Annotated in this window: 13 protein-coding genes, 1 tRNA gene and 3 rRNA genes; 13 read left to right on the top strand and 4 right to left on the bottom strand. The window is 53.6% G+C overall.

Annotated features, from left to right (window positions below):
* Positions 1-200 precede the first annotated feature (200 nt).
* The 5 genes from BBCT_RS07860 to BBCT_RS09010 all read left to right on the top strand — a co-directional run bounded on the left by BBCT_RS07860 (position 201) and on the right by BBCT_RS09010 (position 7,027).
* Positions 201-1,728 (top strand): 16S ribosomal RNA (locus BBCT_RS07860).
* A 453-nt stretch (positions 1,729-2,181) separates the two neighbouring features.
* Positions 2,182-5,255: ribosomal RNA gene (locus tag BBCT_RS07855) — 23S ribosomal RNA — on the top strand.
* A 222-nt stretch (positions 5,256-5,477) separates the two neighbouring features.
* Positions 5,478-5,594 (top strand): 5S ribosomal RNA (rrf, locus tag BBCT_RS07850).
* Together the 16S, 23S and 5S rRNA genes with 1 tRNA gene alongside form the textbook arrangement of a ribosomal RNA operon.
* A gap of 461 nt (positions 5,595-6,055) precedes the next feature.
* Positions 6,056-6,143 (top strand) — tRNA-Ser (locus BBCT_RS07845).
* Between the two features lie 563 nt (positions 6,144-6,706).
* Entirely contained in the window at positions 6,707-7,027 is a 321-nt protein-coding gene (locus tag BBCT_RS09010; RefSeq protein ID WP_231858057.1) for an AAA family ATPase, read from the top strand.
* 171 nt (positions 7,028-7,198) lie between these two features.
* Here the strand turns inward: BBCT_RS09010 and BBCT_RS07840 are convergent, their stop codons facing one another.
* Positions 7,199-7,960, bottom strand: a complete 762-nt coding sequence (locus tag BBCT_RS07840; protein WP_003836656.1) for a helix-turn-helix domain-containing protein — start codon at positions 7,958-7,960, stop codon at positions 7,199-7,201.
* 97 nt (positions 7,961-8,057) lie between these two features.
* On the opposite strand from BBCT_RS07840, the gene BBCT_RS07835 reads away from it, so the two are divergent.
* From BBCT_RS07835 to BBCT_RS07825, 3 genes are all read left to right on the top strand, one after another.
* Entirely contained in the window at positions 8,058-9,236 is a 1,179-nt protein-coding gene (locus BBCT_RS07835) for a DNA cytosine methyltransferase (RefSeq protein ID WP_003836657.1), read from the top strand.
* A gap of 12 nt (positions 9,237-9,248) precedes the next feature.
* Positions 9,249-10,166 (top strand): DUF4928 family protein, encoded by a 918-nt coding sequence (locus BBCT_RS07830; RefSeq protein ID WP_003836658.1) that lies wholly within the window; start codon positions 9,249-9,251, stop codon positions 10,164-10,166.
* Positions 10,167-11,090: 924 nt separating this feature from the next.
* The gene (locus BBCT_RS07825) at positions 11,091-11,453 is read left to right on the top strand and encodes a hypothetical protein (RefSeq protein WP_003836663.1); all 363 of its coding nucleotides are present in this window, start codon (positions 11,091-11,093) and stop codon (positions 11,451-11,453) included.
* Positions 11,454-11,623: 170 nt separating this feature from the next.
* Here the strand turns inward: BBCT_RS07825 and BBCT_RS07820 are convergent, their stop codons facing one another.
* A complete protein-coding gene (locus BBCT_RS07820) occupies positions 11,624-12,436 on the bottom strand; it encodes a hypothetical protein (RefSeq protein WP_003836668.1) in 813 nt (270 codons plus the stop codon).
* A 312-nt stretch (positions 12,437-12,748) separates the two neighbouring features.
* On the opposite strand from BBCT_RS07820, the gene BBCT_RS07815 reads away from it, so the two are divergent.
* The gene (locus BBCT_RS07815) at positions 12,749-14,563 is read left to right on the top strand and encodes a GH25 family lysozyme (RefSeq protein WP_003836671.1); all 1,815 of its coding nucleotides are present in this window, start codon (positions 12,749-12,751) and stop codon (positions 14,561-14,563) included.
* A 21-nt stretch (positions 14,564-14,584) separates the two neighbouring features.
* Here the strand turns inward: BBCT_RS07815 and BBCT_RS07810 are convergent, their stop codons facing one another.
* Positions 14,585-14,779, bottom strand: coding sequence for a hypothetical protein (locus BBCT_RS07810; RefSeq protein WP_128805867.1), 195 nt, complete (start codon positions 14,777-14,779; stop codon positions 14,585-14,587).
* Positions 14,780-15,410: 631 nt separating this feature from the next.
* Between BBCT_RS07810 and BBCT_RS07805 the strand changes: the two genes are divergently transcribed.
* Positions 15,411-16,403, top strand: a complete 993-nt coding sequence (locus tag BBCT_RS07805; RefSeq protein ID WP_003836675.1) for a glycosyltransferase family 2 protein — start codon at positions 15,411-15,413, stop codon at positions 16,401-16,403.
* A gap of 175 nt (positions 16,404-16,578) precedes the next feature.
* Positions 16,579-17,877, top strand: a complete 1,299-nt coding sequence (locus BBCT_RS07800) for a DUF2142 domain-containing protein (RefSeq protein WP_231858056.1) — start codon at positions 16,579-16,581, stop codon at positions 17,875-17,877.
* 70 nt (positions 17,878-17,947) lie between these two features.
* On the opposite strand, the gene BBCT_RS07795 is transcribed toward BBCT_RS07800, so the two are convergent.
* Positions 17,948-18,862 (bottom strand): hypothetical protein, encoded by a 915-nt coding sequence (locus tag BBCT_RS07795; RefSeq protein WP_003836697.1) that lies wholly within the window; start codon positions 18,860-18,862, stop codon positions 17,948-17,950.
* A gap of 186 nt (positions 18,863-19,048) precedes the next feature.
* Between BBCT_RS07795 and BBCT_RS07790 the strand changes: the two genes are divergently transcribed.
* Both BBCT_RS07790 and glf read left to right on the top strand, forming a co-directional pair.
* Positions 19,049-21,079, top strand: a complete 2,031-nt coding sequence (locus BBCT_RS07790) for a glycosyltransferase (RefSeq protein ID WP_003836699.1) — start codon at positions 19,049-19,051, stop codon at positions 21,077-21,079.
* A gap of 113 nt (positions 21,080-21,192) precedes the next feature.
* The gene (gene glf / locus BBCT_RS07785) at positions 21,193-22,371 is read left to right on the top strand and encodes a UDP-galactopyranose mutase (RefSeq protein ID WP_047750687.1); all 1,179 of its coding nucleotides are present in this window, start codon (positions 21,193-21,195) and stop codon (positions 22,369-22,371) included.
* Positions 22,372-22,376: the final 5 nt, after the last annotated feature.

Genomic DNA, 22,376 nt, shown 5'->3' with positions numbered 1-22,376 from the left:
TGAGAACTCAAGAGCGTATTTGTACTACTTCTTTATAGTCAATGATTGCCAGTCCATCGTCCGCTTCTCCCGTGTGGGGGAGTGGCCGGGAGGCCTTTGAAGGACGGTGGGGTTTTCGTGCGATGCGCCTTTCCTTATAAGGCGATCGTCAATTTTCTTATTTTTTGAGAGTCACATGTTGGTTCTCTTCATGAAATTTTTTTGTGGAGGGTTCGATTCTGGCTCAGGATGAACGCTGGCGGCGTGCTTAACACATGCAAGTCGAACGGGATCCAGGCAGCTTGCTGCCTGGTGAGAGTGGCGAACGGGTGAGTAATGCGTGACCGACCTGCCCCATACACCGGAATAGCTCCTGGAAACGGGTGGTAATGCCGGATGCTCCGACTCCTCGCATGGGGTGTCGGGAAAGATTTCATCGGTATGGGATGGGGTCGCGTCCTATCAGGTAGTCGGCGGGGTAACGGCCCACCGAGCCTACGACGGGTAGCCGGCCTGAGAGGGCGACCGGCCACATTGGGACTGAGATACGGCCCAGACTCCTACGGGAGGCAGCAGTGGGGAATATTGCACAATGGGCGCAAGCCTGATGCAGCGACGCCGCGTGCGGGATGACGGCCTTCGGGTTGTAAACCGCTTTTGATCGGGAGCAAGCCTTCGGGTGAGTGTACCTTTCGAATAAGCACCGGCTAACTACGTGCCAGCAGCCGCGGTAATACGTAGGGTGCAAGCGTTATCCGGAATTATTGGGCGTAAAGGGCTCGTAGGCGGTTCGTCGCGTCCGGTGTGAAAGTCCATCGCTTAACGGTGGATCTGCGCCGGGTACGGGCGGGCTGGAGTGCGGTAGGGGAGACTGGAATTCCCGGTGTAACGGTGGAATGTGTAGATATCGGGAAGAACACCAATGGCGAAGGCAGGTCTCTGGGCCGTTACTGACGCTGAGGAGCGAAAGCGTGGGGAGCGAACAGGATTAGATACCCTGGTAGTCCACGCCGTAAACGGTGGATGCTGGATGTGGGGCCCGTTCCACGGGTTCCGTGTCGGAGCTAACGCGTTAAGCATCCCGCCTGGGGAGTACGGCCGCAAGGCTAAAACTCAAAGAAATTGACGGGGGCCCGCACAAGCGGCGGAGCATGCGGATTAATTCGATGCAACGCGAAGAACCTTACCTGGGCTTGACATGTTCCCGACAGCCGTAGAGATACGGTCTCCCTTCGGGGCGGGTTCACAGGTGGTGCATGGTCGTCGTCAGCTCGTGTCGTGAGATGTTGGGTTAAGTCCCGCAACGAGCGCAACCCTCGCCCTGTGTTGCCAGCACGTCATGGTGGGAACTCACGGGGGACCGCCGGGGTCAACTCGGAGGAAGGTGGGGATGACGTCAGATCATCATGCCCCTTACGTCCAGGGCTTCACGCATGCTACAATGGCCGGTACAACGGGATGCGACATGGCGACATGGAGCGGATCCCTGAAAACCGGTCTCAGTTCGGATTGGAGTCTGCAACCCGACTCCATGAAGGCGGAGTCGCTAGTAATCGCGGATCAGCAACGCCGCGGTGAATGCGTTCCCGGGCCTTGTACACACCGCCCGTCAAGTCATGAAAGTGGGTAGCACCCGAAGCCGGTGGCCTAACCCCTTGTGGGATGGAGCCGTCTAAGGTGAGACTCGTGATTGGGACTAAGTCGTAACAAGGTAGCCGTACCGGAAGGTGCGGCTGGATCACCTCCTTTCTACGGAGTTTTCAGGACGCCGGTCTGGCGTCCGTCGTGTGGCCCACATGCCGGGAACGGTTCCCGGAGTGGTGTGGGCGTGCTGGTGTGGAAGAGATCGTTGGCTTCGCGGGTTCTTTTGGGGGCCTGCGGGCAGTGGTATGGGTATGCTTTTGGGTTCCCGGACCGCCACCCGCGACTTGGTCGCGTGCGGTTTTCCGGATGTCCCCTTGGGGCGGTCGGCCGGCCGGTGTGCCGTGTCCGGATCGTTTCTTGGGTGCGTGGTGGTTTGAGAACTGGATAGTGGACGCGAGCAATGCGATGATTTTGATGTCATCGTTTGCTTTATCGCGATTTCGCCAGGCTCTATTTTTTGGAGTCTGGTTTCGAGATCGATCGTTTTGTGATCATTTTTTACAGTGTGATGATTTGTCGTCTGGCGTAGAAAAGCTATCATTAGGTTTTTTCGGGGCGTGTGCCGCCCTGAAGGGCGTATGGTGGATGCCTTGGCAGACAGTACCGATGAAGGACGTTTGAGGATGCGATAAGCCTCGGGGAGCCTCCAACATGGCTTCGATCCGAGGATTTCCGAATGGGGCAACCCGCCGGCCGTCATGGGCCGGCACGGAACCTTGTTGTTCCGGGGGTACGCAGGGAAGTGAAACATCTCAGTACCTGCAGGAAGGGATACTCCGTGAGTAGTGGCGAGCGAAAGCGGATCAGACCAAACCATGGGCGCGTGATACCCGTCGGGGGTTGCGTCCGTGGTGTTGCGGGAGCGTGTGTCCCGGTTCCGACGGACCGGGCGGGAGTCATAAAACGGCTTGCCAGGGGAACAGGCTTGAAGGCCTGGCCGCAGAGGGTGCCAGCCCCGTACCTGGAAGCTTGCCGTCTTCCGATCATGTGTCCCAAGTAGCGCGGGCCTCGTGGAATCCCGTGTGAATCGGCCCCGACCGTGGGGTAAGTCTAAGCATACCTGTCTGACCGATAGCGTACCAGTACCGTGAGGGAAAGGTGAAAAGCACCCCGGGAGGGGAGTGAAAGAGTTCCTGAAACCGTGCGCCTACAATCCGTCGGAGCCTCCTCAAGTGGGGTGACGGCGTGCCTATCGAAAAATGAGTCTGCGAGTCAGTGGTGCGTGGCGAGGCTAACCCGTCGTGGGGGAGCCGTAGCGAAGGCGAGTCTCAAAAGGCGTTTTGAGTCGCGTGCCCTGGACCCGAAGCGGGATGATCTAGCCCTGGGCAGGTTGAAGCGCGGGTAAGACCGCGTGGAGGACCGAACCCACCTGGGTTGAAAACCGGGGGGATGACCTGGGGCTAGGGGTGAAAGGCCAATCAAATTCCGTGATAGCTGGTTCTCTCCGAAATGCATTTAGGTGCAGCGTCGGTTGATTGCATCGCGGGGGTAGAGCTACTGGATGCTTGCGGGCCCGTATGGGGTACCAACAGCAGCCAAACTCCGAATACCGTTGATGTGTATTCCGGCAGTGAGTCGGCGGGGGATAAGCTCCGTCGTCGAGAGGGAGACAGCCCAGATCGTCGTCTAAGGTCCCGAAGCGTGTGCTAAGTGGGAAAGGATGTGGAGTCGCATAGACAGCCAGGAGGTTGGCTCAGAAGCAGCCATCCTTGAAAGAGTGCGTAACAGCTCACTGGTCTAGTGGTTCCGCGCCGACAATGTAGCGGGGCTCAAGCACACCACCGAAGACGCGGCAACAGTTTTTTGCTGTTGGGTAGGAGAGCGTCCCCCGAGGGGCGAAGCGGCCGCGCAAGCGCGCCGTGGACTTCGGGGGAGTGAGAATGCAGACATGAGTAGCGAGAGACGGGTGAGGATCCCGTCCGCTGGATGACCAAGGGTTCCGGGGCCACGTTCGTCGTCCCCGGGTGAGTCGGGTCCTAAGGCGAGGCCGACAGGCGTAGTCGAATGGATGAACGGGTGGATATTCCCGTACCGGCAGCGAACCGCAAGAGCCGAACGGATGAGTACTAACCTCCGGTCGCGTGGCGTCGTTCCCTTCGGGGTTCGGGGCGCGCGATTGTTGGGAATGTAGTCCTGGTAGGTTAGCGCACAGGGGTGACACGGAATGGGAGCCGGCCGCGGAGGTGGTTTTCCGTGGTCAAGCACGCAGCCCGTCCCATAGGCAAATCCGTGGGACATGCAGGGTGAGGTGCGATGATGGGCGCCTTTCAGGCGCGATATCCGGTGGTCCAGGCCGTCGAGAAAAGCCTCGGCGCGAGGGGCGTTGCCGCCCGTACCCCAAACCGACACTGGTGGTCAGGTAGAGAATACCAAGGCGATCGAGCGAATCCTGGTCAAGGAACTCGGCAAATCACTCCCGTGCCTTCGGTATAAGGGAGACCCCTGATGGTGATGGAACTTGCTTCCGGAGCTTTCGGGGGTGGCACAGACCAGGGGGTAGCGACTGTTTACCAAAAACACAGGTGCATGCGAAGGCGCAAGCCGCTGTATATGCACTGACGCCTGCCCGGTGCCGGAAGGTTAAGAGGATCCGTCAGCCCTCGGGTGAAGCGGTGAATTCAAGCCCCGGTAAACGGCGGTGGTAACTATAACCATCCTAAGGTAGCGAAATTCCTTGTCGGGTAAGTTCCGACCTGCACGAATGGCGTAACGACTTCCCCACTGTCTCGACCAGGAGCTCGGCGAAATTGCAGTACGAGTAAAGATGCTCGTTAAGCGCAGAAGGACGAAAAGACCCCGGGACCTTTACTATACCTTGGTATTGGCGTTAGGCGCGGATTGTGTAGCATAGGCGGGAGGCTTCGAAGCGCGGGCGCCAGCCCGTGTGGAGCCGCAAGGTGAAATACCGCTCTGTTCTCGTTTGACGTCTCACCTCGAACAGTCATCCTGTTCAGGGACAGTGCCTGGCGGGTAGTTTAACTGGGGCGGTTGCCTCCCAAAGAGTAACGGAGGCGCTCAAAGGTCCGCTCAGCCCGGTTGGCAATCGGGTTTCGAGTGTAATCGCACAAGCGGGCTTGACTGCGAGAACGACGGTTCGGGCAGGGACGAAAGTCGGAGATAGTGATCCGGTGCCGGCGCACGGGCGCGGCATCGCTCAACGGATAAAAGGTACCCCGGGGATAACAGGCTGATCATTCCCAAGAGTCCATATCGACGGGATGGTTTGGCACCTCGATGTCGGCTCGTCGCATCCTGGGGCTGGAGCAGGTCCCAAGGGTTCGGCTGTTCGCCGATTAAAGCGGCACGCGAGCTGGGTTCAGAACGTCGTGAGACAGTTTGGTCTCTATCCTCTGCGCTCGTTGGAATCCTGAGGAGGCCTGCCCATAGTACGAGAGGACCTGGGTGGACGGACCTCTGGTATGCCGGTTGTCGCGCCAGCGGCATGGCCGGTTGGCTACGTTCGGGAGGGATAACCGCTGAAAGCATCTAAGCGGGAAGCCTGCTCCAAGATTAGGATTCCTTGGCACTTCGGTGTCTGTAGCCCGCATGTTGAACACGTGTTCGATAGGCCGGAGGTGGAAGTCCCGCGAGGGATGGAGCCGACCGGTACTAACGGGCGAACGCGGCACACTCTTTCCGATCCCCTGGTTGGGGATTGGGTCTCGTCCTGTGGTGGTTTTCTCGTTGGATGGCAAGGAACGCTGTTTCTTGTGGTCACGACGACGATACTGGTAAGGCGTTTGATTTGCTTGCGTCCGTTGTCCGGTTCCCGGACCGCCACGACCGGAATCGGTCGTGTGGCTGGTTCCGTTGCCGGCCGATCCCGGTTGGGGGTTGGCCGTTTAGAGTGGTTTTGCGGTGGTCATGGCCCAGGTGAGACGCCCGGTCCCTTTCCGAACCCGGAAGCTAAGGCCTGGCACGGCGATGGTACTGCACTCGAGAGGGTGTGGGAGAGTAGCACGCCGCCGCATCCAACTGTCTGGACCTTCTGGTCGAGTCCCCTGCGGGATTCCCGGAAGGTCCCTTTTTTTATTCGCACAGGGTGTTTTCCTCCGCCCGGTGGGGGATTATGGACGTCGGCAAGCCGGCCTGCGGGAGGATTCCTCCAGTGGGTGGAGGTTTTCGGACTGTGGAAGGCCTGTGGGCGTACTGGTTATTCCAGTGAGTGGAGGAATTTGGACCGTGAGAGGCTTGGCAGCGGGAGGATTCCTCCAGTGAGTGGAGGAATTTGGGACGTTGAGAGATGTGTTGGCAGGTGAATTGTCCCAGAGGTTGGGGGATTTTGTACGCGGGGAAGTCCGCATGCATCGGATTCCTTCAGTGAGTGGGTGATCTGGGATGTTGCGACACGCCGATTTGTGGTTTAGGAGAAACTGTTGTATTCTAATCAAGTTGCGTTTCACAGACAGACACTGTGAGGCGTTGCATAATTGGAGAATTCGCCTAGTGGTCTATGGCGCACGCTTGGAAAGCGTGTTGGTGTAACAGCCTCACGAGTTCGAATCTCGTATTCTCCGCCAGTAGGGTTTCCGGATGATTCCGGAAGCCCTTTTTTCATACCCAAAACGGCGGAATTTCAACGTTTTTGGCGGTTTTTCAACGATTACCCACTCTCCTTCATCATCCTTTTCGACCCGTCTTTTACAGTAAGATAGGCGGCAAGATAAGCGGTGCCGCTTAAGCACTTGAGCGGCAGACTTCAGAGTCGCCCGCTTGGCAGCTTTTACGTCGGTTGGAATTGATCATCATAGCACGCACTTCACAAAGCACACGGCCAGCCAGCCGACGACGCCGGTTCGGCAAGATTGAGAGAAAAGTCGGTGCCAACGGGCAGATCTCCTACGACGCCTCATACATCCCGCCCGTCGAAGCCCGATCCCAGTATCCGCATCTTCCTGCGCGCATTCACAAGCGATTCGACAAAGGCTATGAGACCTAGGCGGAAGCATGGCTCAACGAGGCAAAGCAGCAACACCGCCGACAAGCACCCGTTGTGGATGGCCGCCGACGCTGACACCGTTCGTGCGGTCGTTGACGTTTATCCAGGCGGCTGGGTGAGGCTCACGACGCTTCCAACGCGGTGATGAGCGGCTTGGAGTTTGAGATTTTGCCAAGCGAAAGCAGCCAGCCTGAGTCTGAGCTTAAGACTGAACTGACGCCCCGCGCCTATTCGCTGACCCGTTTGGCTGATGTGAAACCGGAGCGACCGTTGTGGTTGCGGCTGGGCCATATTCCCAAAGGAAAGATCGTACTGATTGACGGTGATCCGGCGACTGGCAAAAGCACCTTGGCCTTAGATATCGCAGCTCACGTCACCACGGGAACAGTATGGCCGGATGGAAGGCGAGTCTCCCTCCCTACGCAACAGACCTGCACTACCAACAGCTCAACGCCACGCAATTGAATGAGCTCATCGGTAAGGGAGGCCTGTGGGCCAGCCAAGCCCGTCGCGAGATGGCTCGGCGAGAGCGCGAATAGCAGCTGATCCTAGAAACTGCTGCAGCGAGTTCACTCAGCAAGGCGTGAGGCAATTCAATCCATAGCGAACTGCCCCGCGCCTTCTCAAATACGCTCATTAATCCAGCGCAAAAAGACCATCTTTGATTGCAAGATCTATATACTGTCGAACAGTCACCACACCCTTGCGTCTCTCAACGTTAGACTCATATAAGGCAAGGCACTGTGCCGTAATTGGCCATCTAGCAAGTCTCTGGATCCTATCAGGATCTCCATGCAGGGTAATTCCATAGAGAACATCAAAAAGTAAATCCACACTGCTGGAGTAACTACCATCAGCATTAGAAAACACAATCTGGCTCTTATTCCCTTGGCTAGGCGTATCTTTTTCCAGCAGATCTACTGTATGCAGCACATCTGGAGACGCGTCGTCTGGGATAAGACGCCTAAACGAATCAATCACTTTCGCCAATTGAACTTCATCCGAGGAATAATATTTGCGCAATAGCATCCCTTCAACAATCAGCTGACTATACCTTTTCTCAGTTTTTTCTCCAGAGCCGCCAATCGTCACTGTCTGAGGGCGACCGACATTCTTCATAATTAGCTCGTATTCGTCAACGCTATCCAGAAATAATTGGAGACGAAGTCGGTCATCCAGTTTTTCCGCCTCGCCGTCCTCCGCCGCATCTTCCATGTAATCTTCAATGCGGCCTCCGAGAGCATTAGCAATAGCTACGGCGTCTTCTAGAGGTGCCCGGCTAAACGAATGTCGACCCGACAGATATCCATTTAGTCTTTTCTCACTCACGTTGGATCTTCGGGCTAATTCATAAGAATCCAAGTTCGACGCGCTAACAGCATCACTAAGCTTCGTCATACGATCCTCTTTCCTTCACGACACTTATTCGAACGCTTGTTCTATATATAGAGTATCATGGTTAGGACGACAGTCAGGCACGAGGTAAGGTGGGAGCATGAACGACAATCGCACGCACACGGCTACCGGCAAGGCGTGCCCACAAGCCCTCGAATTCTTTGCCGGAATAGGCCTCGCACGCCTTGGGCTCGAAGAATCCGGCTTCCAAGTCGAATGGTCGAACGACATCGACTCCGCCAAGTGCGAAATGTATCGCAATAACTTCACGGATACGCCGGGCCACACCCTTGTCGAGGGGGATATGAGCGAGCTCTCCGGCGACGACCTGCCCCATGATGCTTCCATCGCTTGGGGATCCTCTCCTTGCACGGATCTCTCCCTTGCAGGCACTCGTACGGGCCTGAACGGCAAACAATCCGGCGCTTTCTGGCAATACGTGCGACTGCTCGAAGAACTTGGGGACAGCCGTCCTCCGATTGCCATTCTCGAAAATGTGAACGGATTGGCCACTTCCCACTCTGGGGAGGATCTCGCCGCAGCGGTGCATGCTTTCAATGTACTGGGCTACTCCGTAGACGTATTGTCCATCGATACCCGTCGATTTATCCCTCAGTCCCGACCGCGACTCTTTTTGGTTGGCCTGCAGAACCCGCCGTCCGCCGAACAATTCGATTCTTCGTTGCGCCCTGACTGGCTGCAGCAGGTTTTTGCGGACACCTCTCTCCGCACGCATCGCGCACCGCTGCCTGAGCCGCCGTCTCCTCTGATGTCCGGCCTCAATATGTACGTCGAGAACATGGCTGATGACGACGAACGCTGGTGGGACGCCGAAAGAACCGCCAAATTCCTTGATTCGCTGTCGCCGGTTCAGACTGCCCGCGTGGAAACGTTGCGTAACGAAACAACCGTTTCCTACCGGACCGCTTATCGCCGCACCCGCAACGGCAAAGCCGTATGGGAAGTTCGCGCAGACGACATCTCCGGCTGCCTGCGCACCGCACGAGGCGGCTCATCTCGCCAGGCAATCATTCGCATGGGCAATGGTCAAGCCGCTGTCCGTTGGATGACGCCACGCGAATACGCTGCTCTTATGGGCGCGGCCCACTACAACATTACGGGCCTGCGCCCCAATCAAGTGATGTTCGGATTCGGCGACGCTGTCTCCGTCCCTGTCGTGGAATGGCTCGGCAAGCATTACTTCATGCCTGCTCTGAACAACACCCTTGGCAAAGACCTGTACGTGGAGCAAACTCTGCTCTCGAATCACACTGCATAAGCGAGGCAAACAATGGATCTGACTCCCATCGATGATTTCCGAAAGTCCCATCAGGTAAACACCAAGGGCGCTTTGGCTGCCGCCATCCAGCTCAATCGCTTCTTTTCCGCAGACACGCTTCCCATTGACGCCAGCGACTATCACACGAACAAGGAAGGTCAAGTCAAGGGAATCAGCAAAGACAACTGCCAGAAAATCCTTGCCGAATATGGCATCACACGACTCCTCGCAGCAGAGGGCGGACGAACCAGCCGCGGCACCATGGCATTGATGCACGACTATGCCGAGCTCATTAACGAATTACGTCCAACAGCGGAGCAATTCACCGAGATCGAACAATACTGGGTCAAACGAATTCGGGCATTCTTCACCAGCAAACCATTCAAATTGGAATCCGACAACTCGCTTTCCGTCGATGCGGCTGTGGAACATCTGCTGCAGCAGGCAGCGCAGCGACAAAAGGAAAATCCGGGCACTATGTACGTCGGTACCGTTCTGCAACATCTTGTCGCAGCGAAGCTCACCATCGTTGCCCCAGAAGTAGAAATCAACGGCGCGTCCGTTGCTGACGATCCGACTGGGCGTGGAGGCGATTTCAATGTCGGCGACACAGCCATACACTGCACCACTGCCCCAGCATCCCTACTCATGGATAAATGCCAGCGCAACATCAAGGCCGGGCTGCATCCAATCATCATCACTGTACGCGACCGCGTCAAAACCGCATGGGACTTAGCCTCCGACATGGGCTTCGAAAACCGCCTTGAAGTTTGGGACCTGCAATCGTTCCTTTCCAGCAATGTGCACGAGCATGGCCACTTCACCAACGCAGCACGTCGCGAAACCCTTTCGCGTCTGGTCAAGGCTTACAACCAAATCATTGACGAACACGAAAGCGACCCCAGCCTACATATCGAATATAACGGCTGATTAGTTTTATCCGCCCTGCATCCCGCAACCAGCTCGATACCCAATTGCTCTTTATGATGCATGCGTTCAGTCAGACAAAAGCTTGCTAGTATCAGTCAGCCAAGGGCTGAGCGCACGCATCATGCGCCCACTGACTGATACAAACTGATTTCCATGTAGGCACTGTAAATTTCCATGTAGGTTCCATGTTGCCGCAGGATGGTGCCAACCGGCGTCCTTGGAAACGTTGAAATCATTGAGATTCCGACATACATCTTCGCCTGCCACTGAATTTCCATGTTGGCTCACTAGGTTCACTCTAGTTCCCACTAGACGCTGTATACACGAAGGATCAAAGCTAATCAAGCTCTTCCGATGGGTTAATAATCCTTGAAAACACTTTCACTTTGCCTATGGGGAATAGATCGCATTACCTCATTCGGAATCGTAATCTTTAGCACATCGCTGTTGTTGGCAAAGGGAGGCCGTTCTATATACTGGTTAAACTACACGCTCTTCATGGAAAAAGCATCCTCAATACTCTCCCCTGTTTCGCGCAATCCAAAACGCACCCGTTCATAACCACCCGTTTCACCCCATCGCGACACGCCGTAGGGGCGGCGAGTTAAGCGGCGAAACACTTAATCGGCAGCCTAGAAACGTTGGAATTACACCGAAAACAGCAAGTCGCTGCCGGAATCTCGTATTCTCCGCCAGTAGGGTTTTCGGATGATTCCGAAAGCCCTTTTTTCATACCAAAAACGGCGATTTTACAATGGCCTGTTGCGTAGATGTGCGACGAAAAAGTTGCGAAACAGTGGGGGAGTTGCACATATCGCTGATTTCGTTCGCAGTAGCATACTGCCTTGCGTTACGCTCAAAACGGTGACAGTTACCAGTGGAGAGATTGTCGGCTGAGAGCGCCGGAAGAGAGGAAGTGCTGCGATGGCTGAGTCCGACGATGAGCTAGATATTCGGCGTGAGCTCGATACCCGCGATTCCCTGGCTTCGATGGCCCACTATCATGTATCATCGCCGAGTGCCATTACCACGCAAGTGCTGCCGCCAAGCTTCATTCCCACTGCGACCGGGCGTGTTCGCCCCGTGACTGGTGCGTTTCCTGCAATCCAATCGGACGAGCAGGAAAAGCAGTCGCAGCTTGGCCGTTCCGTTCGATCCGTACGTTCATTGGCTGCAGGCTCGCTTCGTAAATCGCAAGATTCCAATGCAGACGGTAATGACGATGACAACGGCAATAACGGTATTACGCCCCGCATGGCATCCAGCGCCCCGCACTATGTCGACTAACGTTATAAGGCTGCGAATCCTACTCAACAACCGTAATAAACGGACTTGCCGGCAATCCAAGATCGTTATAGAGCAGACTGGAAATAGCCGGATTTCCGCTCCACCAATAACGCACTTGAGTTACCGTGTTAAGATTCGAACTTCCATCAGCGGCACTCAGCACAATCTGCTTACCTTTGATTTGGGAAATCAGTACCTTCCGTGGTGTTGGTGCTGTTATTGCCACTGGCCGTTCCGTCAGTTCCGTCACCGCCATCGGTGGCCGTGGACTCGTCGGCCTTCTGCAGGGCCTGCTTGAACTGCTTGGCCTGCTTGTCATACTCGGCTTTTGCGGCGTTGGCTTTGCTGATGGTGGAGGAGGTGTCGGCGGCACAGCTCAGCGTTTTCGGAGAGGTGACTTCCGTCTGGTGAAGTTCGGCAAGCTTGTCGAGGTCGTAAGACTTGTCAAAACTGGTGAACGCTTCGGAGATTTTTGCCTTCAGCTGGAACGCCTTCGAATAGGAGGTGTTCATGGCCGTGACGGCTTCCTTGCAGTCGTTTAGCGCGGCCAGGTCACGCATTTGCTGCGACGTACGTATGCCTGTGAATCCGAAAATCGCACCCAGAACGACAACTACGACGACTACGGTGATAATGATTTGGCGGTAGAAGCGCTTTACATGCTGGTTTGTCCAAGCGTCGCCATCGCTGATGCCTTGCGCTATGACCTCGTCGAACGGGTCTTGCGGTTGACGGGATTCGGTGGATTTAACGGCTCCGTCTGCTTCGAGCGATTGCTGATTGCTGGTCTCGGCCGTGTCGCCACTGACGATTGTGCGTGTTCCGGTTGCGTTGGTGTCGATCGCGTTGGTGTCGGCTGCGCTGCTGCTGGTAGCGGCGTCAATACCGTCGGCAGAAGTGTTGGGTGTTGTGCTTCCGGCAATTGTTCTCGGTGCGCGTGACGAGGTATTTTCCTCGCTTGGCTTCTTGCCGTGCCGTGCCATAACCCCTCCAGAATCTGCCTGCTCTGTGATCCCCGGTGCCGGCTTCCGTTCCTGGTCAATGCTGACCGTGCCGAGTGCCCACCTGAAATGCCAATATACAGCGTACGATACCCGTTTGTCCCCGATTTACCGCACTCGTGTTGCCTCATATAATGCACGTGGCCATTCTTCAACTTCTGCATGCTTGCCGGAACTTCTTAAAATTTTTTGAGAAGTGCTGTGCTGGGGTTGCGGGGTGCGGTTAGAGTTGGCGATTAGGGCGTTCGCGCCGAATATTTGGGGCTGATGACTTTATTCAAGAGAGGCTGACGAATGGTTTCGCCACATCATGTTTTGAAGATTGCGACTGCGCTGTCTGCGGTTGCGTTGACGGCTTCCGTTGCGGTTACGCCGGCTTACGCATTGCAGGATATTGCGATTGAGGATGCTGTTGCGCAGAGAGGTGCCGTTACTGCAGATAATGGCGTTGTTATGCAGTCTGACGATCAGTCGGATGATCAGACGGGCGACCAGCAATCGCAAGACAGCATGCCTGACAATCCGAATGCGAAACTTCCAGGCACCGTCAGTGACGAGATTTCCGACGATGCCACCGTGGTTTCGGAAGACCTGGCCGTTACCCCCGAAGGTGAGGTCAAGAATATTGAAACCGGCGAAACCGTGACCGATGCGACACTGGTCGGTACGCAGGATCAGCAGCCGGATCCGCTCGCCAAAACCAACGGCGAATCCTTCATTCCGGTAAGTGCGGAAGATGTCAAAAATGCTGTAGCCGACGCGAACGTACAGCTCTCCAAATTCGAAAGCAATGAATACGGTGCGCACTGGGGCACTTACAACAATACGAAAGCCTTCTTCGACTACCAGAACAACCTGTTCGTGCAGCAAGCCAAAGGCGTGATTGACGTTTCCGAATGGCAGGGCGACATCGACTGGGCCAAAGCGAAAGCCGACGGCGTGGAAGGCGTGATTATCCGCCTTGGCTACGGCGAGGGCAACAATGCTGACAAGAAAGCGCAACGTAACATTTCCGAATGCAAGCGACTTGGCATCCCGTTCGGCATCTACTGGTATTCCTACGCGGATACTCCGTCGATTGCCAAAGAAGAAGGTGCCGACGTGGTCGCCAAACTTAAGCAATTCGGTGTGAACGCGAGCGATTTGGCGTACCCCGTGTACTACGACCTGGAAAAGTGGACGTGGGAGGGGCATCAGCCGCCCACCGACCCGAACGTGTACAACGATATCGTCAACAATTGGTACAGCGCACTGCAGTCCGCCGGATACAAGAACCTGAGCGTCTACTCGTACACCAGCTATCTGCAAGGCCCGCTGAAACATGCCGACATTTACGCTAAAACCACGTGGGTGGCGCAGTACGGCGCTCGCATGGGATTCGACTCGTTCCCGACCGACAGTCGCGGATGGCAATACACCAGCTCCGGCAAAGTGGACGGCATCAGTGGCAATGTGGACATGAATGCGTTTGGGAATAAAGCGTATGTGAATGGTGGGCATTGGGTTACCAAAAATGGCCAAAAGTATTGGTGGGATTCAGATGGTTCTTTAGCGCGTAGCAAGGAAATTTACGATCCTGAGAGTAATGCTTGGTATTGGATTGATTCAGATGGAACCATGGCGCACGATAAGGATGTTTATCTGCGTTCGAACGGTGGTAAATGGGTTCGTTATGATTCCAATGGTCATATGATTAAAGGTGAGGATTTCCGATACGGCGTCTGGTATAACTTCGACTTTACGACCGGTGCGATGAGTAAGGGGATGACATATCTGTCCAATGGGAACAAATGGGTATACTACGACATGGTCACCGGCAAAATGGCGCATGGCGAAGCGTATCTTAATTTTGATAAAGAGCATTCTGGCTGGTATCTATTTGACAACATTACTGGTGCAAGATGTACAGGTGATATTTTTATACGTGCGAATGGCGGTAAATGGGTCCGTTATGATCAGAAAACCGGCAAAATGGTAAAAGGTTTGCAGAAACAGAATGGTCTATGGTACTACTTCGATCCAGTTACAGGAGCTATGGCTCACGGAAACACGTGGGTTCCACAATGGCAAGCATGGCATTATTTCGATAGTGTCACAGGCCGAGGTTGATTCCTGATTTACATTTCAGACTCAGTCATACTGCTTGATTGATTCGGCTGGAAAATGGTGAATTTTCCAGCCGCTTTCATAATAATGGCGACTGTGTTGCCTGTCATGGCTGATTTTCGTGCTTTGGATTCGCTGAATGATCCGGAAACGTAAATTACCGTTTTCATCAAAACGGACCCAGATTCCGTCTTCGCGGTTTGTCGGAGAACTTGGCATGAACACTCCTTGCTGATGGCCATAGTGCCATTTTCGTAGTAGTGCTCCTTATCCTGATCCCAACCGTTTTCAGGTTGTTCTGTTTTAGTCGATTCGTTGGAACTAGCGCTGCCGTTATTCCTGTTCGATTCGGAAGAGTCGGGTTGGCTGTCATTCCTGTTCTGTTGGCTGGATTGAATTATTTCTTCAGTTGTGTTGATTCGGACACTGAATCAGAAGATTGCGAGGCACCATTGGCCTCTGAAGCGATTGCATTAGAATCATCTCTCTGGGTACTATTTGGATTCTGAACCGGTACGGCAGTTTGATTATTAGAAGACGCTTGCATTGCGTTAGGCTCGCTGCCCAGTGCGATTGCCGGGTAAGTAATTCCCTGTAGCATTGTAGTGGTTTAAAAACCGATTAGGATTTTTCTCCGTTGGAACATTATTGCTTTTTCTTCTCATTGTCCGAGGCCAATTATAGCTATTGCCATAACAAAAGCTTGTTTTGCAAGTCACTCGTTGGAGCTTTTGGTGTATGTCTAGAGGTGTGGCAATACCGCTATACTAGGAGGCCTTTGAAGATACGTGATGAAGCTGTGGGCAGGGTTTGACTATTTGCATTGATAGCATGACATACACTGTTAGACATGACTCATGATATGGAAACGAACAAGCGTGGAGTTCAGATGAGATGTGAACCGACACTGGCTTTTGTGATTCCTTGTTTTAACGAAGAAGCCGCATTGCATATGACTGCGGATGTTTTGAAGAAAAAGATGATTCAGCTTGAGAATTCGCAGGCTGTTGCACGAGATAGCTTTGTTATTTTTGTCGATGATGGGTCCCATGACAAGACTTGGGATGTGATTACGTCGCTGCATGAGAAAGATCCCTCCTTATTCCGTGGTGTAAAACTAGCTCACAATAGAGGCCACCAGAATGCTCTTTTTGCTGGCTTAATGCATGCATTGAGTATGAATGTCGACGCTGTTGTTTCTATGGATGCTGACTTGCAGGACGATCCCAATGCGGTCGACGACATGGTGCAGGAATACCTCCGGGGTGCTGAAATCGTCTATGGTGTGCGGGACAACCGTGAAACCGATACCGCATTCAAGCGTGGCACCGCCCATGCTTTTTATTCCCTGATGAAATGGCTTGGAACGGAAACAGTGCCGGATCATGCCGATTATCGATTGATGAGTCGTGCCGCATTGCAGGCTTTATCGCAATACAAGGAATCGAATTTGTTCCTACGCGGTCTGGTTCCTTCTCTCGGATTCAAAACGGCAAAGGTATATTACAAGCGCGGAACCCGAGTGGCCGGGGAATCCAAGTACCCGTTGAAAAAGATGGTTTCCTTCGCGATTGAAGGTGTGACTTCCTTCTCGACAAAGCCGCTGACCATGATCACCGGTCTGGGTCTGTTCTCGGTGTTCGTTGGAATCGTCATGTTGATTTATACCCTTGTTTCCGTTTTCTCAGGGCATGCCGTTGCGGGCTGGGGATCAATGATGTGTTCCCTGTGGATTCTAGGCGGCTTTATTTTGCTGGCACTCGGTATTATTGGTGAGTACATAGCAAAAATTTATTTAGAGGTTAAAGCTCGTCCTCGCTATATTGTCGAGACGACGCTCTGAGTGGGCAGTTTATTTTTTTAGGGAAAGATAGGACTATTACCGAGTGAATAAGCCGGATATTGTGCCTGAAAAATGGGTATTCTTCAAACGTGTGCTACCGAGATAGCTTTGTTTTGATGCGATTACTGGTTGTGATTGCATCAAAACCAGTTTTTCATAGTAGGGGGAGGCTGTTTTGCCGCGGCATTATTCGGGGAAGCGTCAACGTGAACTGAAACATGTGGAGCCTCATGCCTCTGATTATATTTCCTTGCTGTACTGGATCGGCACAATCACAACAGGGTGCATTCTTATTTTCTGTGGCAAACAGCATTGTTTTAACGATGCAATGGCGCATTGGGCCAGAATCCTGCAAATCAGAGCGGGGAATATAATTCCGGTATTTTCTGATGAATACCATGATTGGGTGGTTTACCGTGACCACGGGAAGATAATAACCTTCAACAACACTGCGGTGAATGCTCCCTTTGTCTATTTTCCCAGTCTTATTGTGCGCGGGAATTTTCGCGTATCGAGTGTGGCAACATTGATCTGCTCGGCCACTATTATTGCCGTGGCAATATGGGTAGCCAAATCTTATGTCAATATCATTCTGGCTATAGCGATTCTTCCTACCACATTTTTTTCAATGATATTCCCGACAGCTGATGCCGTCACCAACAGCTATTGTCTGCTGTTCATTGCGGTTGTTCTGTGTTTGTATCAACGGGATGACATGTTGCAATACTGGCATATTGCTCTGCTCTGCATGATGGGAGCTCTGCTCGGACAAGTCAAGATTACCTGTTTCATCATCGCATTATTTGTATTGTTCTTGATTCCTAAGGCTCACGGATGCGTAAAAAAGATCACCTTGGCGCTTCCTGCTCTCACTGCTTTTGTCTCCATGTGGCTTTGGCGGGCGAAGACCTCGCAGATATCGGTTGCCCCGAATCGTGTTCCATTGGAGAAGACACACGAGCTTGAGGGGCAGTTACTGCAATCTTCCTGGAAAATATTTCCGCTTATCGGCCGGTCGTTGTTCGAGCCTATGGATTTTGATACTGAGAAGATTAATGGGCAATTGGTGAATTCAAGAAGAAATCTTCAGTTCTTTACAGGAACGGAAGAAATTCAGTTGCCTTTAATCGTTATGGCTCCAGTGCTTATCGCTATTATGATGCTTCTGATTGTGCATATGAGCTATAAAAATATAAATAAATTGCAGGTTGGATTAATAGTATTAATTATAGTTCTGTATTACGTATTATCGTGTGTGGCAATGTCAATCACATGGGTTGGAAATGTAGATGCATATGCTTCGGGATTGCAGAACAGGTATTTCATACCGGTATTGCCGCTTGCTGCGCTGTTGTTCCCCAACTTTATTAGGGATGAAAATATCAATCGCAGAGTATTAGCTATTTCTGTGGCGGCTTTAACGGCATTTTCATATATCGCTATAGCGATTACGTATGTGATTCAATGGAAATGATTCTTGGAAGAAAGCGGAGGCATCTCCGGATTCTTCCAAGAATCATACGGAATCATACGGTGGTTGTTATCTACTTGGCATACCAATGCGGGGTGTTGTTCCCGTTGCGGCATTCGCAGACGATAAGTGTACCGTCGCCATCGATACGCTGCTGGCCCTTTTCGCTCTTCTTGCAGAATCGACCACGGATGTTTTCTCCTCCAGTATTTCCCGGATTGTTATTGCCTGAATCCTTGCTAACATAGCGGCCAGAGACGGAATCAAAGGTCGCATATGAGTTCCATTCGGGCACCCACACGCGTCCATGCGCCATGGCGCCAGTGGTCTGGTCGAAGTAATAGTAGGCTCCATCCTGATAATGCAAGCCCTTGACCATCTTTCCTGTCACTCGGTCATAGCGAACCCATTTGCCGCCATTGGATCGGATATAGGTATCGCCGTGGAACATGGCACCGGTGTACTGATCGAACAGGTACCAGCCGGTATGCTGCGCGTCATAGTTCACATACTGCTCGCCGTGCGCCATCTTGCCGGTCGTCCAGTCGTAATACACCCATTTGCCGCCATTGGATCCGATATACTTCATACCTTTGGCCATAGCGCCGGTTGTCTGGTCAAAATAATACCAGCCGCCATATCGGTAATCCTCGCCCTTGATCATATGGCCATTGGAATCGTACCTAACCCATTTACCACCATTGGAACGCTGATAAACATCTTTGTTGCGTGCCATTGTTCCATCTGCGTCGAGCCAGTACCAGGCATTACTGCTCGGATCGTAGATTTCCTTTGAACGTGCCATGGTACCGGAATCGAACCAATAATGCTCACCATCCTGAACAACCCAGCCAGTGTATTCGGGATATGGCGGTGAGACGATCTCTTCCGCATTGGCTGAGGCAATGGGTAAGGCAAGCATCGAAAGAGTTGCGGTTATGGCTGCGATGCTTCGAATGATTTTCTTTCTGAGAATCATGATCATCATCTCCTTTGTACTGATGTACGTACGCGCTTCTGATTTTAGGACGGGAATGTCATATAAAAAACCGGCGTCGTACGGTTATTCGGATTCGAGCAAATCCTGTGCACTGACTATGCAGACGGATTGTCCAAAGTGCGAGGCAGCCACTACGATGAGTAGATGAACGCACATGGTGATAGGAGAGGATGCATGAATCAGAAGGCTTCTATGAAGAATGCCGGGGCAAACAACACCTGGGAAACGGTTATGCGTGTTGTGTATCCGGTCAAGGACGCTGAGCAAACTCTCCCGCTGTATGCGCTTGATTGGACTCGTCCGCATGTTGCGGAGACCACGCTGGACTCCCGTATTGACATGCGCCGTTTGGAATTCGGCTCCATGAATCAGTCCACATTGCAACGCTTGCTTCGCAATGCCGGGTCGTCTGCAGGAGTGTCTTGCGATTCGTTTGAAATTGCGGGGCGTACCTCTATAACCTTGAAAAATCGTGGTCACATGTCTGGATGCGCATTCTTCAACGCATTCCCCGCTGCATATTGGCGCCGTTGGACCAGTGTAAAAACGGTGCGATTCGAAGCGACAGTTCAGGGAAACTCCAAAATCAGCGTATTCCGTTCCACAGGTCGTGGACTGATTTATCCGGTTTCGACGAAGACGACAACGGCTTCGGAGTCTGAAACTCGTGTATGCATAGACGTGCCGATGACAGGTCTTATGGATGGCGGTTACTTCTGGTTCGATGCGGAATCGCTTGATGGTTCCGTGACCATTGCTGATGCTACATGGTCTGTACCCCGTGAGGCGCGTACCGCTAAGCATGAGACAACCCTGTCTATCGCCATCACGACCTTTAATCGCGCCTCATATTGTATGGATCAATTGCGTACTATCGCCGGTGCTTCGGCATTGCGCGAACGTTTGGATACAGTGTATTGCACGGATCAAGGCAGCGACTTAGTTAAGGATCAGAAGGACTTTGATGAGGTTGCCGATAATCTAGGCGAACAGCTTACATACATTCAGCAAGCGAACTTGGGTGGTTCTGGAGGATTCTCCCGAGGCATGTATGAAACGGCTAAGGCCGGTGATAGTGATTTTGTGCTGCTGTTGGACGATGATGCCATCAGCGAACCGGAATCGATTCTGCGTGCAATCCAATTCTCTGATTACACGGTGCGACCAGTTCTTGTCGGCGGCGGCATGTTCCATTTGGATAATCGCACCATGTTGTATACGCAAGGTGAGCGGATCAATGCGCAACGAATGTGGATGTACCCGTCCAAGAGCATGGGATACAACCATGATTTCTCTGTGGAACCGCTCCGTGACTCTCCGGATCGTCATCAGCGCATCGATGAAGACTTCAATGGGTGGTGGATGTGTCTGATTCCGATTGCGGTTGTGAAGAAAATCGGTCTCTCCATGCCGGTGTTCATCAAATTCGATGACATTGAATATGGTCTTCGTGCCAAGAAAGCAGGATTTCCCACAGTCTGCCTGCCAGGTGTGGCTGTATGGCATCAAGCATGGCATGACAAGGATCCAGCACGTTCGTGGGAGGAATACTTTACTGAGCGTAACCGTTGGCTCGCGGCATTGTTGACGTATCCGGATAGGCCGCCTCGCATGTTGGTGGAGACCTTGTATGGTGATGCCAGTCTCGGGCTTCGGTTTGTGTACTCCGCCATGGCATTGCATCATATGGCGCTAAGGGATATTCTTCGAGGCCCACAGTACCTTGTAGATTGCTTGCCGACGAAACTTGGCGAAGTGCGTGAACTGCGAGCAAAATATCCTGATGCTCAGTCCAAGGAGAGTTTTGAGGAGTTCCCTGAGCCAGCTGGCGAGGTTGAACCGCCAAAGAACCATCCATCGACTATGAAAAGCCGGTACAAGGCGGCTGTCGGCCTTATCGCGAAGAGCTTTATTAAGAAGGCCAATCCCGATAAAGCCACTCGTCCGGATGCGGCCATCCCCGCACGCGATACTGCTTGGACTTGGCTTGCCTTTGACCATGTTAATTCAGCATTGGTGACCACGCCAGACGGTAATGGTGTGGCATGGCTAAAGCGAGACAACAAACGTTTCCGTAAGAGCATGATGGAAGGATATCGGCTTACACGCAAGATTCTGAAGAATTGGAAGCGATTGTCTGCCCAATACCAGTCTTATGGGATTACCTCCATGGAGACGTGGGCAAGAATCTTTGGAGATGAATAACTCGGAGTATGGATCGGCTGCGTTCATTCGTGGTATGCGAGTATCATGAACGCGAAACGCACATTGGCAGTGTGCATTTGCAATTGAACTGACTGTTTTGGAAGGTTGTTTTTATGACTGGTGCGGTGGAGTATCCCGATCTGGTGGTCGTGGGCGCGGGCCTGTTCGGCCTGACCGTGGCCCAGCAGGCCGTGGAGCGTTTGGGCGTCAGGGTGGAGATCATCGACGTGCGCGACCACATCGGCGGCAACGCGTACAGCTACATGGACGAGGAGACCGGCGCGGAGATCCACAAGTACGGCGCCCACCTGTTCCACACGTCCAACAGGCGCGTGTGGGAGTACGTGAACAGGTTCACCTCGTTCACCTCCTACGTGCACCGCGTGTACGCCACGCACGACGGCGAGGTGTACCCCCTGCCGATCAACCTGGGCACGATCAACCAGTTCTTCCACGCGCGTTACACGCCGGCCGAGGCGAAGGCCCTGATCGACGGGCAGGCCGGCGAATTGGCGGGCACGGACCCCCAGAACCTCAACGACAAGGGCATTTCGCTGATCGGCCGCCCCCTGTACGAGGCGTTCATCAAGAACTACACGGGCAAGCAGTGGCAGACCGATCCGAAGGACCTGCCCGCGGGCATCATCAACCGCCTGCCGGTGCGCTTCAACTACGACAACCGCTATTTCAAGGACACGTGGGAAGGCCTGCCGACGGACGGCTACACCGCGTGGATGGAGCGCATGATCGACGACCCGCGCATCCACGTGACCCTGAAGACCGACTTCTTCGACGCCTCGCAGCCGTTCAACAGGAAGGCCCTGGCCGCGGCGGGCGTGCCGGTGGTGTACACGGGCCCGGTGGACCGCTACTTCGACTATTCGCTGGGCGAGCTCAAGTGGCGTACGGTCGACTTCAGGGAGGTGCGCTACGACGAGGGCGACCATTTCGGATGCCCGGTGATGAACTTCTCCGACGCGGACGTGCCGTACACGCGCGCGATCGAGTTCAAGAACTTCAACCCGGAACGCAGGGACTCGCAGAACCCGGACAGGACCGTGGTGTGGGAGGAGTACAGCCGTTTCGCCGAGCGCGGCGACGAGCCGTACTATCCGATCAACACGGAGGCCGACAAGGCGCTGTACGCGAGGTACGAGGAGCTCGCGAAGGCCGAACCGCTCACGGTGTTCGGCGGCCGTCTGGGCACGTACAAGTACTACGACATGCATCAGGTGATCGACACCGCGCTGACCGCGTACGAGGAACAGGTCGAACCACTCCTCAAAAAGTGATTTTC

The organism is Bifidobacterium catenulatum DSM 16992 = JCM 1194 = LMG 11043, from assembly GCF_001025195.1.
Lineage (GTDB): Bacteria > Actinomycetota > Actinomycetes > Actinomycetales > Bifidobacteriaceae > Bifidobacterium > Bifidobacterium catenulatum.
This window is presented reverse-complemented; position numbering and strand designations above follow the sequence as displayed.